The following is a 15,088-nucleotide window of genomic DNA, read 5'->3' as shown; positions in this document are numbered from 1 at the left end:
GCGCACTGCCGGATATCTGCGATCGACCCCGCACCGGGCCGGATCCGTTGGACCCCTGGTCCGACTGCGGCGGCCGTTGCCACCGCGCACCGGGGTCGTGCGCTAGTCGCGCCAGACCTGCTGTGCGACTCGAGCGAAGTTGCCGCCGAGTACCGCCGCTCGGTCGGTCGCACCGAATCCGCGATCGGCAAGTACCGCGTCCAGGCCCGGTAACTCGTTCAACCCCATGAGGTCCTCGGGCGGAACCCACTGCAGCGGGCCCCATTTCGTATACGCATCGGAAAACGCCCCCGGATCCTGCATGAGCATGTCATTGAAATCCTCGGCATCGAATGAGTAATCGGAGCCGATGCCGATATGTTCGATGCCGACGAGCTCGACACCGTATTCGATATGCGCCGCCATCGCCTCGACCCGCGCGGCACTTCCATTGATCGCATTCTGCCCCAGGAAGATTCCCACCCCATTGATTCCGATAACCCCACCGGTCGCCGCACAGGCCAGGGCCTGTTCGTCGGTGATATTGCGCGGATGCTCCCACAGTGCCGCGAAATTGGAATGGCTGTAGATCATCGGGACCTCGGTGCATTCGGCCAGGTCCAGTCCGGTCCGGGGCGAGCAATGCGAAGCGTCGACGAACATGCCGACCTCGTTCTGCCTGCGCACCAGGTCGCGGCCATAGGCGGTCAGCCCGGTGTCGTCGGTGTCCAGACAGCCGCATCCGGCGGCATTGGCATGGTTGTAGGTCGGCAGCAGTGACCGAACGCCCAGTTCGTAGAACATCTCGACGTTATCGAGATCACCGCAGAGCGGCCCCGAATCCTCGAGGTCGAAGGCCAGCGAAATGACATCGGCCGCACCGATATCGGCGCACCGCTGGACCAGCCGGAATCGGCCGTCGGCCAGCGCATCGCGGCGGAACTTGTGCAATAACCTCAGCGAATCCTCGGTCGACTGCCGCGAATACCCCACGTTCACCGACAAATGCGATCCGAGCGGATAGCGCGCGAGTTCCGGGATCCGCGCCGAATGCAGCAATGGCAGGCAGCAATGCTGCTCCCAGAGAAACTGTGGCAAACCGGCCACCTCCCGGTCGGATCGGTCTCGGAGCAGCGATCCTACTGAGCCGACCGGTAGGTACGACAGACCTGGACCCGATGTCGGGCAACCTGTAACGACATGCCCGATATGCCCGATTCACCGAGCGATATCTCACCTTCCGAGCACTCTCGGCAACAATGTGGACATGACGGGCGTTGAGCAGACTGTGACCGATTCCTACCTGTGGCTCGAAGAAGTAACCGATGAGCGGGCCCTCGACTTCGCCCGCGCGCATAACGACGTCGTCGTCGAGCGTTTTGCCAGTTCCGATCGGTTCACCGAACTCGAGCGCCGCATCCTCGACATGCTCGACACCGATACCAAGATCGCCTACCCGAGTCGCCGCGGCCGCTGGCTCTACAACTTCTGGCGCGATGCCGAACATCCGCGCGGGTTGTGGCGGCGCACCACGTTCGCCGAATACGCCAAGGAGTCGCCGGACTGGGATGTGCTGATCGACCTGGACGCGCTCGGCACCGCGGAGCACGAGAACTGGGTATGGGGCGGCGCCGCGGTGCTGCGGCCGGAACAGTCGCGTGCGCTCATCAGCCTGTCCCGCGGCGGTGCGGATGCCAAGGTCATGCGCGAATTCGATATCGAAACAAGGCAATTCATCGATGCGGCCGACGGTGGTTACTTCCTGCCCGAGGCGAAATCCGAGATCCGCTGGATCGATATCGACTCGGTCTACGTCGGCACCGATTTCGGTCCCGGCTCGCTCACCGATTCCGGATATCCGCGCATCGCCAAGCGCTGGCAGCGCGGCACCCCGCTCACCGAGGCACAGACGGTATTCGAGGGCGAGGCAGGCGATGTCGCGGTCTCCGCCGGCTATGACCGGACACCGGGCTTCGAACGACATTTCGTCGGCCGCGCCACCGACTTCTTCAACGAAGAGGTGTACCTGATCGAGAGCGACGGCAGCCTGCGCTATCTCGAGGTGCCAACCGATGCCAGCGAATCCTGGTACAAGGACTGGTTCCTGGTGCGCCTGAAGTCGCCCTGGACTATCGCCGACACCATCTACCCCGCCGGCGCGCTACTGGCCATCGACTTCGAGAAATTCCTCTCCGGCGCACGGGGATTCGAGGTGGTCTTCGTCCCGGACGCGCACACCTCGCTGCACGGCTACGGCTGGACCGAGAACCATCTGCTGCTGATCACCCTGGAGGATGTGCAGACCAAGCTCTACGTCCTCACCCCCGGCCCGGACGGCTGGCGCCGGGAGCCGCTCGCCGACACTCCGCCGATGGCGACCACCAGTGTGATGAATCTGGATCCGCTCGAGGGCGGCGACGAATTCATGCTGACCACAAGCGGATTCACCACTCCGGCCACACTGCTCGCGAGTGCGGTCGGCGGCCGGACCGAACAACTCAAACAGGAACCGGGCTTCTTCGACGCCGACGGCGTCGAGACCGAGCAGTTCTTCGCACGGTCCGATGACAGAACCATGGTGCCGTACTTCGTGATCCGGCACCGCGATCGCACGGGCACCCCCGGTCCGACCGTGATGTCCGGCTACGGCGGCTTCGAGGTCTCGCGCACCCCCGGCTACAGCGGCGCCTCCGGAATGGGCTGGCTGGAGCGCGGCGGCACCTGGGTCATGACCAATATCCGCGGCGGCGGCGAATACGGCCCGCAGTGGCACACCTCGGTGCAGAAGGCCAACCGGCACAAGGTCTATGAGGACTTCTCCTCGATCGCCAGGGATCTGGTGGCCCGCGGCATCACCACCCCCGAGCAACTCGGTGCGGTGGGCGGCAGCAATGGCGGCCTGCTCATGGGCGTCATGCTGACCCGCTACCCGGAACTGTTCGGCGCCATCGTCTGCCAGGTCCCGCTGCTCGATATGCAGCGCTATCACCTGCTGCTGGCCGGTGCGTCGTGGGTGGCCGAATACGGCGATCCGGATAAGCCCGAGGAGTGGGAGTACATCAGCAAATACTCCCCGTACCAGAACGTTCGGGCCGACGCGTCCTACCCGCCGATCCTGCTGACCACGTCCACCCGCGACGACCGGGTACACCCGGGCCACGCCCGCAAGATGGCCGCGCTGCTCGAGGAACAGGGGCACACCGTCTGGTACCACGAGAACATCGAGGGCGGCCATGGCGGCGCGGCCGATAACAAGCAGTCGGCATTCCAGGCCGGACTCATCTACGAGTTCTTCACCCAGATGCTCATGGAGCGGTCCGCCTAGCACTTCCCCCGGCCCGGTGCAGCGTGCACCGGGCCACTTTTTGCCGCATAGTCTACGATGTAGACTGAATCTACGCTGTAGACATGTCGAGCGAGAGATCCGTGATGACCGAAACCGCCGTACGAATCGTCGAGACCACCGGCGCGCGACTGCACACCGAATCGGCCGGAACCGGACCGGACCTGGTCCTCATCCCCGGTGGCGGCGGTGATGCCGGAATGTACGAGGCCGTCGTGCCACTGCTGACCGACCGCTACCGTGTCATCACCTTCGACCGTCGCGGCAACTCGCGCAGTCCGTTCACCGATCCGCACGCCGCGATCGATATCGCGACGCAGGCAGCGGATGTCATCGCGATCCTCGACGCCTACGCCATCGAGCGCGCCCACATCTTCGGCAGCAGCGGCGCGGCGATCATCACGCTGGAACTGCTCGCCGCGCACGCCGACCGCCTGCACGACGCGGTCGTGCACGAAGCACCGCTCGTCCAACTGCTGTCCGAGGGGAGTCCGGCGCGATCGGAGCTCGCCGAGATCGGCAGACTCGCCGTCGAGAAGAGCCCGCTGCGCGCCTTCGCCGCATTCGGCGTGCTGACGATGCCGAATGTGCCGCGGGTGTTGCGGTCGAGCTTCGGACAGGTCTTGATGGCGGGCGGAAGTCGGGTTTCGTTGACGATCGGAGCCGCGCTGCGACGGCTTACCCGAGCTCGGCCGTCGACCATGACCCGCCAGCTGAACAATGCCGACCTGCTGCTCGTCCGCGAACTGCCCGCCTTCTGCTTCGACTACCACCCGGACGCGGCCGCCCTCCGGAAGGTCGCGGTGCCATGGCGGCTCGGCACCGGCCGCGAGAGCGTCGGCAAGCCGTACTACCTCGCCACTCACACACTGGCTGGCGAACTCGGCCGGGACTGTGTGGAATTCCCGGGTGGGCATGTGCCCTACCAGTTGCAGCCGGAGGCATTCGTCGATCGGCTGCTCGAACTGTTCGACGAGATGGGTGAATGAGCGAGAAGGATCTGGCTATGAGCCGAACAGGTGGACGCAGGCAACCGACGCCGACCATCCGGACCGCGTTGAATCGTGATTACATCGCCGCGGTGGCGTTGACCGTCATCGATACGGCAGGGCTCGACGGTTTCACCATGCGGAAGTTGGGTGCGGCGCTCGGCGCGGACCCGATGGCGGCCTATCGGCACTTCACCGATCAGCAGGAGCTGTTCGACGGGATCGCCGAGGCGATGTTCGACGAGCTGGAGATGGAAACGCTGCCGTGGCAGCAGGATTGGCCGGAGTTGATGAGCGCTTATGCGCATCGGCTGCGTTCCACCCTGCGGCGGCATCCGAATGCGGTGCCGATCTTCGCCACTCGACCGGTCCGCAGCGCCGCGGCGATCGAGACCGGTAACTGGATGCTGGAACGTCTTCAGGGCGTCGGCTTTACCCCCGCCGTGGCCTTGCAGTTCGCCCGCTGCCTACGGGAGTACGTGGTCGGGCACATTCTGAGTCGTACGGTCGCCGCCGTCGCGGCACAGCGCAGCCGCAAGCCCGCACCGGATGCTGCGAACTACAACATGCTCGCCGCGGCCGACGATGCCGCGAGGGACAGCGATCACTTCGAGATCGGCCTCACCGCAATGCTCGACGGATTCGGCAAGCATCTAGGCGAACAATCCGGTCACGCTCGAGAAGTCCCGTTCGACCGGGCGAGTACCACTACCGGGATCTCCCAGGACACCTTGTCCTGAAAGTCGGCCAGGAACGGCGAGACCACCAATTGACGCTCCCACAGCTGTTGCCGCTCATCACCTTCGACAACCGAAGCGACGACCGGCCAGGACTCGTTGCCGACCTCGACGACGGCATCTGGATGCGCCACCAGATTGTGGTACCACCCAGGGCGATTCGGCCGCCCACCGTTGGCGGCGAACACCGCCATCCGGTCACCGGCGCGCTGAAATGCCAGCGGCCAGGTGAATGCTTCGCCGGTGCGCGCACCGGTCGTGGTCAGGAGTAGCAGGGGGGTATTCGCGAACTGTCCGCCGACCACCCCCGCATTGGCGCGGAACTCCGCGACGATCTCCTGATTCATGTGCTGCCGTTGCTCATTCGACATGTCCCAAGCCTATGACGGCTCGAGCGATTGCGCCTCACCGGTCGCGCAACCACTTCTCGATCTGGTCGACGGTGCTGGTGTATTTGCGGATCCAGCCGTTGTGCCCCAGGGGTTCCGGCTGCACCCAGGTCGTCACATCGGCCTTCGGCATCTTCGCCAGCAGATGCGCCGACGAACTGGCGGGCGCGAGATCGTCATCGGTCATGGTGATGGACAGCACCGGCAGCTTCAGTCTGCCGATGCGCTCCTCGTAGTCGATATCCGCGCCGACCGGCGTGAAGCGGCCGGTGCGGGCCAGCCGGGCCCAGTCGGAGATCAACACTTTCGACTGGCGGCCGAACCCGCCCATCGAGATCCGGTCGCCGGGCCAGAAGCCGGCCAAGTTGGCCGTCATCGACATAGCCGCGGTACCGACCAGCATGCCGGGGCCCGAAATCCCCCGGAAGCCGCGGTGATACGGGGTGCCGGAGGCGATCAGTATCAGTCCGCCGAGTCGGCCGCGGATGCGCGAGGCATACAGCACGGAGAGCTGGCCGCCCATGCTGTGGCCGAGAAGATACGGGGTGCTGTCCGGGAACCGGTCGCGCACCACCGAGAAGATCGCCGGAAAATCGACCGAGACCAATTCGTGGTAGCCGTAGGTGCTCGAGGCGCTCGGTCGCGGCCTGCTGTCACCGGCACCGCGCAGTTCGCCGATGGCCGCGTCGAAACCACGAGCGGCCAGTGCGGTGGCGAACAATTCGTAGTACCCGGCCGGAACGCCCAAACCGGGCACCAGGACCACCGCGGGACGGGGAGCGTCCGGCGTCACCGGATGACAGTGCGTCCCGCTCGCCGGGAACAACCGCACCGGCACAGTGCTGCCATCCGGCATCTGGATCGGAACATTCTCCATGATGCGCACCGTACCGCGCAGGTGATCACCGATCGGCCTGAGCGACCGTACTACGCGCCGACCGCGCCCATGATCACCCGGCTGAGCACCCGGATCACGTCGTCCAGTGGCGGCCGCGGATCCGAACCGCTCCAGGAGTCGACCACGTAGTTGACCGCGCCGATGATGGCGAGCACCCGCATCTCGTAGTCACCCGTGGGGATTTCGCCTTGCATGGCGGCATCCTCGGCGGCGCTGGCGAGTAGTGAACCCCAGACTCGGCGTAGCTCGAGCCGGAACTTCTCCACCTTCGGCCCGGCGCCGACGACCTCGACCAGCGCCACGCGCGCCTTGCGCGGATCGGCGCCGATGGATTTGACGTAGGCCCGCACCGAGGCATCGATGATCTCCAGGGCAGTCGCGTCGGACTGCTTGTCGAGGGCAGCAGTCACCGCTTCGCGAGATTCCCTATCGATCTGCTCGTAGAGCTCTAGTAGGAGCGACTCGCGGCCGGTGAACTCCTCATAGAACTGCCGTGAGGAGAGTCCGGCGTCCTTACAGATCGCGCCGACCGAACTATTGGCGTAGCCATCGCGCGCAAAGACCGTTAGGCCCGATTCCAGAAAACGCGCACGCCGCTGACGTTGCCGGTCCTCTACGGGTTGCCCGGCATACATTCGTCCCGTATTCGCATCCTGTGACATTGGGGCAGACAATACCGAAGCGCCCGATCCCCTCGTCATGGATCGGGCTGTTCGTCTCAACCTTCGGCCAATCGCGCGTTAGCCGAAAGTTGGCCGCGCGGTTGCTATTGCACTGAAATCCCGCTTCTGTCCGATCTAGCCACGGCTACGGGACTCGTCACTGACTGTTTGCCGGCGCGGACGACACCGAAGGGTTCGGCACGCCGTAAATATTTTGAAGGAGTTTTTTTAGAATTATTTTCCACGGTTCGGCAGACCTTTCAACAACGCGGGCAGATCGGCCACGGAATCAATGACGTGATCCGGTGCCGATGATGCCGCCGCTAACACCGCGGGCCGGAATTTCCCGGTACGCACCAGAACTCCGGTCATACCGACCTGTTGGGCGGCGAGCACATCGGAGTGCAGATCGTCGCCGATCATCAACACCTCGGCCGGATCGAGACCCATCAGATCCGCGCAGGTCCGAAATCCCGGCGCGGCCGGCTTGCCGACCACCGTGATCTCGGCGCTGCCCGCGGCCGCCAAGCCCGGCAGATACGCGCCGGCGTCGATGCGGATCCCGTCGTCGGTAGCCCAGGTCAGGCCGCTGTGCATCGCGACGACCGGTACACCGTCCAGCATCAGCTCGACCACCCGGCTCAGCGCGCGATGGGTGAATTCCGCACCGGCACCGCCGATTACGATGACATCCGGATGCTCGTCATCGAGGGTCAGCTCGGCGAGATCGCGCCGGATATCGCCATGGTTGAGCACCCAGACCGATGCATCCGGATAGCGACGGCCCACGTACTCGCCGGTGAGCCGGGCGGCGGTGACGATCTCCGCGGCGTCGACGTCGAATCCCGCGCCCCGCAGCCGCTCGGCGATCTCGGCGCAGGTACGGGAGGTGGTATTGGTGAGAAACGTTCGGCGCAACCCGCTTTCGCGCACTCGACGCACGGCGTCGACGGCGCCGTCGATCTCCCGCCATGAGGTCACCAGCACGCCGTCGATGTCGTAGAGCACACCGCCGATCCGAGTGTCGCCGGACATGGATTCAGCCTACGGCCGTCATCGCGGCGTCGCCGCCGCAATCGCCGGCACGGCGTGTCAGTGGCCGGCGCGGGCGAACCCACGGGCGGCACGTGCCAGCATGCACGGCACGAGCCGACGGTGGAACGGGCGAACAACAGCGAAATACCGTCGGCCCCAAACGTTTCGGTAGTTGACCAAAGAGGTGACGGTGACCGCACCGCCGTCGACGAGAACCGATACGACAAAATCGAGAACCGGCATCGTATCGGCGGTCACATGCTCGCGCTCATCGCTTTCGCGATCAGGAAAAGGCTTGCCGAAGAATATCTTTCGAGTCCATTCCCGAGGATCGGTGGGAGCGCCCGGCGGCAACGCTATTTCATGGGAATCGATGTAATCCCAATCGATTCCGTACGAGCGCGCCAGGGCCGCGCGTACGGGAATCTCGACTCGTCCACAAGTAGGCATCACATTCCTCCGGTAACCATACGGGAGCGTATGGAACGACCATACGGTAGCGTACGGGCATGGCACAAGAGCGCAGGAGTGTGACCGCGAAGACGCCAGCGACGCGGCGGCTCAGCGCCGACGACTGGGCACAGGCCGCACTGGACGCACTGGCAGCGGGCGGGCTGGCAGCGGTCGCCGTCGAACCCATCGCCAAGCGGCTCGGCACCACCAAGGGCAGCTTCTACTGGCATTTCAAGGACCGCGCGGCTCTCATCGACGCGGCATTGGCGCGCTGGGAGCAGCGCAGCACCGACGACGTGATCGCCGAGGTCGGTGTCGAGACCGATCCGGCGGAACGGTTGCACCGACTGTTCGCCCACGTCATCGACTACGCGGCCACCGGACGCATCGAATTGGCGCTATTGGCGTCGGCGGATCGGGCCGCGGTCGCGGCGACATTGCGCCGAGTCGCCGACCGGCGCATCGAATACATTGCCGAACTGCTGCGCGAATTGGGTTTGCCCGCCGCGCAGGCGCGGACCAGAGCGGTTGTCGCCGTGAGCATTTACCACGGCTTCAACCAACTGGCCCGGGTCTCCCCCGACGCACTGCCGAGCACTGATGCTCAGCGAAGGATATTGGTGGATACGGCATTTCAGAGTCTCCTGCCACCGAAACGGCGCTGACGCAACGGATCAGCTGCCGCCTCCGCCTCCGCATCCACCACCACCGCCGCCACAGCCGGAACCCCCACCGCAGCTCGAGCCACCGCCACAGCTGGACCCACCGCCACAGCTGGACCCGCCACCACAGCTGGACCCCCCACCACAGCTGGACCCATCGTCGGTGTCGCCGCCACCACTGCCTGCGCTCCACCAGCTCCGCCTACGGCGGTTTCGGCTCACCCAACCGCGGCCCGAGAAATTGATGATCGCGATCGTGCCGTACAACAGCACGGCGCCGATCACGGACACCACCGTGATTGCGTCCATTGTCCCCACCCCTGAGTGACTTGCGAGGCTTGCCCTCACTCCAAGTGGACCTGCTACGGCACCGGCGGTAAAGCCACTACTTTTGGGGCGTTTGAACAGGTCGTCGATGACGCGGCCGAGCGGCTCGCACACCTCGGCGAGCGCGCGGATCAGCGCCCGCCTGATGGGATCGGCGATGGCGCCGAGTACCCGAATCAGGTGCAGGTCACCGGTGCTCGATATTCGCCCGGACCTACGCCATCGCTGCACCAGTCATCGCGGCCGCCACCGGATCCGGGGATCGTCGCTGGGTATCAGGTGGCGGCGCAGCGCTTTTCGTCCTCGGCATGCCCGCACCCGAATAGCTCCCAGGAGCTACTTCTTCGGCGTGGCTGCGGGGCGGATCGAGTCGAGCAGGTCGGCGCAGCGAGTGAGCAGTCCGCGCAGGGCGGCGTGCTCGGATTCGGTGAATTCGGCGGCCAACGCGCGTTCCACGTGGACGGCATTCGCATCCGCCTCCTGCGTGAGCGCCGCGCCCGCTTCGGTGAGACGGGTCTCCAAGACGTTCCTATGCCAGGCATGCGGCGTCCGCTCGATGAGGCCACGGTCCTGGAGATTGGTCAGGATCGTATTCATGGTCGGCGGGGTCACCCCGCACAGCCGGGCCAGCGCGGCGGCGTTGATGCCCGGGTTTTCGGTGAGGAACAGCAGTGCCCCGTACTGGGGGACGGTGAGGCCCGCCGGTTTGAGCGCCGCACTCTTCGCCGAGTTGAGGGCCTGTTCGGCGCGCTTGATGTAGGAGCCGAGGCGCTCGGAGGAGTGCATGGACGTCATATCCGCATGGTATCTGCCCATCTTCTTATTAGTCTCTTGACGTTGATTAGAGTTCTAATATAAATTCGTGTTCACTCCACGATGTGAATACATCTGAATGTTCGACCACCAGGAGCTATGAGCATGTTCCGCACCATCTCGACCATCGCCACCGCAGTTGCCTGCACCGCCGTCGCGGCCTGCGGAACAGCGACCGAGACCCCGCAGGCCACCACCGTCAGCCAACCGTCGACGCGCATCAGCACCGCATATGAACTGCCCGGCGATCGCGTCTACCCCGAGGGCATCGCCGCCGATCCCCGAACCGGCGACACCTACGTCGGCTCCTACGCCAACGGCGCCATCTACCGGGCCACCCCTGGATCGAAACGCGCCGAAACCTTCCTGCCCGAGGGGGCCGACGGCCGCAAGACCGCCAACGGGCTGAAAGTCGATGCGGCCGGACGACTCTGGGTGATCGACTCGACGGCCGGAGTCGCGGTGTACGACACCACCAGCCGCGCACTGATCGCCCGCTTCGATGTCACCGGCACCGGTCCACGCCTGGTGAACGATCTGGCCATCACGCCGGACGGCACCGCCTACGTCACCGACAGCCTGCACCCCGTGGTCTACCGGATCACGCCGGACCAGGTCACCGACGCCGCGGCACACGGCGGACGAGCCGATCTGACAACACAATTCGACCTGAGCACGGTCATCAGCGCACACACGCCGAACGCGTTCACGTTGAACGGCATAGTCTCCGACGATTCCGGTCGCTATCTGCTGATCGTCGATATGAACGCCGGCGAGCTGTATCGCATTGCGACCGCCGCGAATTCGCCGAACCCGATCCGCAGGGTCACCATGCGCGGCCCCGACCTGAAGAATGGTGACGGGCTGGAACTGCACGGCGATACGCTGTGGGCAGCCCAGAACGTCAACAATACGATTACCCGTTGGAAGATCACCGACGATGGCGCGAGCGTCCAACTGGAACGCACGGTGACCGATGAATCCCTGCGCATCCCCACCACCTTGATCCGCAGCAATGATCGAACCCTGGTCGTAGCCTCCCAGTTCGACAAGGGCGGGCCGATGGGGCCCGGCGCCCCGACCACACCGTTCGCCGTTCTTGCGGTCGACGGAATCTGATCGAACCTCGAGGCGCCGGTTCGCTGAGCGGACCGGCCTTCGATCTTTCCCGGCGAAACGCCCGGCCGATCCGCGGCGGTGCCGCCGCGATGACGTAAGCTCGATCAACCGTAAGCGATCGGGGCTGGGGTGGCGGCCTTCGGTCGAGTGACATACGCTTCGCCGCGGAGAAAAACCGCCTCATGGAGGGACAATTGACCACTCCGAGCCATGGCGATGTCGGAACCGGCGGGCCACAAAAGGTTCCACTGTCGCAGCTGATCCACCTGATGGCCGAATATCGGAAGCTCGGCACGCACCGACAGACGTTTCTACCAGCGCCTGCCAGCGATACCTTTGTGCGCGGCTGCGGGATCGTCGCAGGCGGATTCGCAGCCGTCGGTGTCATCTGTGCAACGGTCGGGGCATATCCGGGAGCGTTCGCGGTCGGTCTCATCGCCTTGATCCCCGCGTCGATGGCTTTCCTGCGCGGGCGGCGTAATCGTCGGCACCGCGCCGCGCGACTCGATCTGTTCGACTTCGGCATGACCGTGTACCGCTCCGGTGAACAGATCGCCGGATTCCGGTGGGACAACGCCGAAGTGCGCCAGCAGGTCATTCCGTTCCAGAACTCCGCCCCCACCGAATACTCACTGCATATGACCGGCCCCGACGGTGCCGACGCCGCATTCGACGACACCCTGTTCGCCGATGCGCGCGATTGGGGCAGGGCCATCCAGTCGGCCATCACCCTGGCCCAACTCCCCCGCGCCGTCACCGCCATCGACGACAGCAAGACCGTCAATTTCGGCGAGATCGCCCTCGATCTGACCGCGCTCTATTTCCGCAGCAGGGCCTACGCCTGGGAAAACATCCAATTGATCGACGCCAGAAGCGGATTGGTCCGCATGAAGGTGGTCGGCAGTTGGGTATCCCTCACCCCCGTCGGCCAAATCCCGAACTTCTACATCTTCAACGAACTCGCCGAACGGCTGCGCGTCGCCGCTGCCACGGAACTCGAGCCGAACACCATTGCCCCGGTTACCGAGCCCGACCCCGCAACGATTGCCGAGCTCGAACCCGGCTCCGCCGCAGGCGCCCCACCGGTCGCCGAGGCCGAAATCGAGCCGCCCGCGGCCAGCACACCGGTTATCGACGCTGAAACCGAGACACCCGTGGTCACCACAACGGTTGACGACACCAAAACCGAAACACCCGTCATCACACCGACGGAAGGCGACACCGACGCCGAACCAACCACCGCCGTGAAGGTCGACAAGAACAACCAACCCACCGACCACACGCCACACAACCTGAGCATCGCGTCGAATTAACCCCCGCCCCACTACCTTCCAATGCAATAGCTACCGAGCTCGAACTATTCGTTGATACCTCGAGATCCGCGAACGGAATCCCCACCGGGAAGGGCTCTTTCAGGACCGAACATCCCGATGCTCGGCTCCGAGTTCGAAAGACCGAAGGCCGGGCCACCAGTGGTGGCCCGGCCTTCGGGTCTAAAAGTGTTGCTGGGGAGCGGGACTCAGAAGTCCATGCCGCCCATGCCACCGGTCGGGTCGCCCGCGGGAGCGGCGGCCTTTTCCGGCTTGTCGGCGACGACGGCCTCGGTGGTGAGGAACAGGGCCGCGATGGAGGCCGCGTTCTGCAGGGCCGAACGGGTGACCTTGACCGGGTCGGCGACACCGGCGGCCAGGAGGTCCTGGTACTCGCCCGAGTCGGCGTTCAGGCCGTGGCCAGCCGGAAGGTTCGACACCTTCTCGGCGACAACGCCGGGCTCGAGGCCAGCGTTGAACGCGATCTGCTTCAGCGGAGCCGACAGCGCGACGCGCACGATGTTCGCGCCGGTCGCCTCGTCACCGGTGAGCTTCAGGTCGTCCAGGGCCGGAGCCGACTGCAGCAGGGCCACGCCACCACCGGCGACGATGCCCTCCTCGACGGCAGCCTTGGCGTTGCGCACGGCATCCTCGATGCGGTGCTTGCGCTCCTTGAGCTCGACCTCGGTCGCGGCACCGGCCTTGATCACCGCAACACCGCCGGCCAGCTTGGCCAGACGCTCCTGCAGCTTCTCCCGGTCGTAGTCCGAATCCGAGTTCTCGATCTCGGTGCGGATCTGCGCAACGCGGCCCTTGATGGCCTCCGCGTCGCCAGCGCCCTCGACGATGGTGGTCTCATCCTTGGTGATGACGACCTTGCGGGCCTGGCCGAGCAGCTCGATGCCAGCGGTCTCCAGGGAGAGGCCGACCTCTTCGCTGATGACCTCGCCACCGGTCAGGATGGCGATATCGGCCAGCTGCGCCTTGCGACGGTCACCGAAGCCCGGCGCCTTGACGGCAACGGACTTGAAGGTGCCACGGATCTTGTTCACGACCAGGGTCGACAGGGCCTCGCCCTCGACGTCCTCGGCGATGATCAGCAGCGGCTTACCGGCCTGGATGACCTTCTCCAGCAGCGGCAGCAGGTCCTTGACGGTGGAGACCTTGGAACCGACGAGCAGGATGTACGGATCCTCGAGGACCGCTTCCTGACGCTCCGGGTCGGTCACGAAGTAACCGGAGATGTAGCCCTTGTCGAAGCGCATACCCTCGGTGAGCTCCAGCTGGAGCCCGAAGGTGTTGCTCTCCTCGACGGTGATGACACCTTCCTTGCCGACCTTGTCCATGGCCTCGGCGATGAGCTCACCGATGGACGAGTCGCCAGCCGAGATACCGGCGGTAGCGGCGATCTGCTCCTTGGTCTCGACCTCCTTGGCGGTGTCGAGCAGCTTGGTGGTGACGGCCTCGACGGCCTTCTCGATGCCGCGCTTCAGGCCGAGAGGGTTGGCGCCGGCCGCGACGTTGCGCAGGCCCTCACGTACGAGCGCCTGGGCCAGCACGGTGGCGGTGGTGGTGCCATCGCCAGCGACGTCGTCGGTCTTCTTGGCGACTTCCTTGACCAGCTCGGCGCCGATCTTCTCGTACGGGTCCTCCAGGTCGATCTCCTTGGCGATGGAAACACCATCGTTGGTGATCGTGGGGGCGCCCCACTTCTTCTCCAGGACAACGTTGCGACCCTTCGGGCCCAGCGTCACCTTGACCGCGTCGGCGAGGGCGTTCAAGCCCCGCTCGAGGCCGCGACGGGCCTCTTCGTCGTACGCAATTGTCTTGGCCATTGCGTTGAGATCCTCCACATGTTTATGGCTGACACACAGGACGACCGCAGGTTGGATCGCCCCATTTACGCTGGCCAGGTTCGGTGCCCGCGACGGACGACCGAGGGTGTCGATGGAACCCGGTCTCACCGTCCCGACCTGGCACTCACACGTCGAGAGTGCCAAAGCCCTTTTTAGCACTCAGGGGTATCGAGTGCAAGGTCCGCCCCTCAGGCCGAACTGCGGTCGTCCACCCGGAGTATCAACGCGACGAACGCGTCGGCCCGGCGTTGCTCGGGCGTGCGTGGTTCTCCCTCATCGACCGTTACGAGTTCCGCATCGTTGAGCAGCAGCTCAGCCTCCACCCGCATGATCGCCCGAATGAACGGCGGCGCGACATGCGGCGGCAGGTCGCCGTTGATGATGTAGCTGCCGTCGGGCTGCGACTCGGTGGACACATAGGTCAGCGCACGCTCGAGATCAGCGCGTCGTTCCCCCGCAACTAGGTCGGAATCCGCGACATCCGCCATTGCTATAGCTTACCGGTGCGTCGGATCA

The 15,088-nt window shown here is 65.1% G+C and carries 15 protein-coding genes; 6 read left to right on the top strand and 9 right to left on the bottom strand.

The features are described from left to right. Positions 1-102 precede the first annotated feature (102 nt). Complete coding sequence (locus ACQP1G_RS03800) at positions 103-1,077, bottom strand: dipeptidase (RefSeq protein ID WP_433198387.1); 975 nt, start codon at positions 1,075-1,077, stop codon at positions 103-105. Positions 1,078-1,246: 169 nt separating this feature from the next. Between ACQP1G_RS03800 and ACQP1G_RS03795 the strand changes: the two genes are divergently transcribed. From ACQP1G_RS03795 to ACQP1G_RS03785, 3 genes are all read left to right on the top strand, one after another. Then, positions 1,247-3,304, top strand: a complete 2,058-nt coding sequence (locus ACQP1G_RS03795; RefSeq protein ID WP_433198385.1) for a prolyl oligopeptidase family serine peptidase — start codon at positions 1,247-1,249, stop codon at positions 3,302-3,304. An 83-nt stretch (positions 3,305-3,387) separates the two neighbouring features. After that, the gene (locus ACQP1G_RS03790) at positions 3,388-4,311 is read left to right on the top strand and encodes an alpha/beta fold hydrolase (RefSeq protein ID WP_433198383.1); all 924 of its coding nucleotides are present in this window, start codon (positions 3,388-3,390) and stop codon (positions 4,309-4,311) included. Positions 4,312-4,328: 17 nt separating this feature from the next. Further along, positions 4,329-5,051 carry a TetR/AcrR family transcriptional regulator C-terminal domain-containing protein gene (locus ACQP1G_RS03785; RefSeq protein ID WP_433198381.1) on the top strand — a complete coding sequence of 241 codons (723 nt, stop codon included), beginning with the start codon at positions 4,329-4,331 and terminating at the stop codon, positions 5,049-5,051. Here ACQP1G_RS03785 and ACQP1G_RS03780 read toward each other — a convergent pair. The 5 genes from ACQP1G_RS03780 to ACQP1G_RS03760 form a co-directional block, all read right to left on the bottom strand. After that, on the bottom strand, positions 4,982-5,419 hold the full coding sequence (locus ACQP1G_RS03780) for a nitroreductase/quinone reductase family protein (protein ID WP_433198379.1): 438 nt from the start codon (positions 5,417-5,419) through the stop codon (positions 4,982-4,984). The two genes, ACQP1G_RS03785 and ACQP1G_RS03780, sit on opposite strands and share 70 nt — an antisense overlap. 34 nt (positions 5,420-5,453) lie before the next feature. After that, positions 5,454-6,314: an alpha/beta hydrolase family protein gene (locus ACQP1G_RS03775; protein ID WP_433198377.1), complete on the bottom strand. Its 861-nt coding sequence runs from the start codon at positions 6,312-6,314 to the stop codon at positions 5,454-5,456. A 50-nt stretch (positions 6,315-6,364) separates the two neighbouring features. Beyond that, the gene (locus tag ACQP1G_RS03770; protein ID WP_433198375.1) at positions 6,365-6,997 is read right to left on the bottom strand and encodes a TetR/AcrR family transcriptional regulator; all 633 of its coding nucleotides are present in this window, start codon (positions 6,995-6,997) and stop codon (positions 6,365-6,367) included. Between the two features lie 234 nt (positions 6,998-7,231). After that, complete coding sequence (locus ACQP1G_RS03765) at positions 7,232-8,032, bottom strand: HAD-IIA family hydrolase (RefSeq protein WP_433198373.1); 801 nt, start codon at positions 8,030-8,032, stop codon at positions 7,232-7,234. Positions 8,033-8,089: 57 nt separating this feature from the next. Beyond that, entirely contained in the window at positions 8,090-8,386 is a 297-nt protein-coding gene (locus tag ACQP1G_RS03760; RefSeq protein ID WP_433198371.1) for a DUF2867 domain-containing protein, read from the bottom strand. 155 nt (positions 8,387-8,541) lie between these two features. Between ACQP1G_RS03760 and ACQP1G_RS03755 the strand changes: the two genes are divergently transcribed. Then, positions 8,542-9,150 carry a TetR/AcrR family transcriptional regulator gene (locus ACQP1G_RS03755; protein ID WP_433198369.1) on the top strand — a complete coding sequence of 203 codons (609 nt, stop codon included), beginning with the start codon at positions 8,542-8,544 and terminating at the stop codon, positions 9,148-9,150. Positions 9,151-9,810: 660 nt separating this feature from the next. Here the strand turns inward: ACQP1G_RS03755 and ACQP1G_RS03750 are convergent. Beyond that, positions 9,811-10,269 carry a MarR family winged helix-turn-helix transcriptional regulator gene (locus ACQP1G_RS03750; protein ID WP_433198367.1) on the bottom strand — a complete coding sequence of 153 codons (459 nt, stop codon included), beginning with the start codon at positions 10,267-10,269 and terminating at the stop codon, positions 9,811-9,813. A gap of 123 nt (positions 10,270-10,392) precedes the next feature. Between ACQP1G_RS03750 and ACQP1G_RS03745 the strand changes: the two genes are divergently transcribed. Together ACQP1G_RS03745 and ACQP1G_RS03740 are read left to right on the top strand one after the other, a co-directional pair. Next, entirely contained in the window at positions 10,393-11,406 is a 1,014-nt protein-coding gene (locus ACQP1G_RS03745; protein WP_433198365.1) for an SMP-30/gluconolactonase/LRE family protein, read from the top strand. Positions 11,407-11,600: 194 nt separating this feature from the next. After that, a complete protein-coding gene (locus ACQP1G_RS03740) occupies positions 11,601-12,719 on the top strand; it encodes a DUF6585 family protein (RefSeq protein ID WP_433198363.1) in 1,119 nt (372 codons plus the stop codon). A gap of 206 nt (positions 12,720-12,925) precedes the next feature. On the opposite strand, the gene groL is transcribed toward ACQP1G_RS03740, so the two are convergent. After that, a complete protein-coding gene (gene groL / locus ACQP1G_RS03735) occupies positions 12,926-14,551 on the bottom strand; it encodes a chaperonin GroEL (protein ID WP_354955562.1) in 1,626 nt (541 codons plus the stop codon). 209 nt (positions 14,552-14,760) lie between these two features. Beyond that, positions 14,761-15,060 carry a hypothetical protein gene (locus ACQP1G_RS03730; protein ID WP_433198361.1) on the bottom strand — a complete coding sequence of 100 codons (300 nt, stop codon included), beginning with the start codon at positions 15,058-15,060 and terminating at the stop codon, positions 14,761-14,763. Positions 15,061-15,088 lie beyond the last annotated feature (28 nt).

The organism is Nocardia sp. CA-107356 (assembly GCF_050946365.1).
Classification (GTDB): Bacteria; Actinomycetota; Actinomycetes; order Mycobacteriales; family Mycobacteriaceae; genus Nocardia.
The sequence above is the reverse complement of the archived record's forward strand: the minus strand, read 5'-3'. Positions and strand labels throughout refer to the sequence as shown.

Coding starts and splice junctions, on each gene's coding strand:
- groL (WP_354955562.1), bottom strand. CDS start 14,551: ATGGCCAAGACAATTGCGTACGACGAAGAGGCCCGTCGCGGCCTCGAG.
- ACQP1G_RS03790 (WP_433198383.1), top strand. CDS start 3,388: ATGTCGAGCGAGAGATCCGTGATGACCGAAACCGCCGTACGAATCGTC.
- ACQP1G_RS03755 (WP_433198369.1), top strand. CDS start 8,542: ATGGCACAAGAGCGCAGGAGTGTGACCGCGAAGACGCCAGCGACGCGG.
- ACQP1G_RS03765 (WP_433198373.1), bottom strand. CDS start 8,032: ATGTCCGGCGACACTCGGATCGGCGGTGTGCTCTACGACATCGACGGC.
- ACQP1G_RS03785 (WP_433198381.1), top strand. CDS start 4,329: ATGAGCCGAACAGGTGGACGCAGGCAACCGACGCCGACCATCCGGACC.
- ACQP1G_RS03745 (WP_433198365.1), top strand. CDS start 10,393: ATGTTCCGCACCATCTCGACCATCGCCACCGCAGTTGCCTGCACCGCC.
- ACQP1G_RS03750 (WP_433198367.1), bottom strand. CDS start 10,269: ATGACGTCCATGCACTCCTCCGAGCGCCTCGGCTCCTACATCAAGCGC.
- ACQP1G_RS03770 (WP_433198375.1), bottom strand. CDS start 6,997: ATGTCACAGGATGCGAATACGGGACGAATGTATGCCGGGCAACCCGTA.
- ACQP1G_RS03795 (WP_433198385.1), top strand. CDS start 1,247: ATGACGGGCGTTGAGCAGACTGTGACCGATTCCTACCTGTGGCTCGAA.
- ACQP1G_RS03730 (WP_433198361.1), bottom strand. CDS start 15,060: ATGGCGGATGTCGCGGATTCCGACCTAGTTGCGGGGGAACGACGCGCT.
- ACQP1G_RS03780 (WP_433198379.1), bottom strand. CDS start 5,419: ATGTCGAATGAGCAACGGCAGCACATGAATCAGGAGATCGTCGCGGAG.
- ACQP1G_RS03775 (WP_433198377.1), bottom strand. CDS start 6,314: ATGGAGAATGTTCCGATCCAGATGCCGGATGGCAGCACTGTGCCGGTG.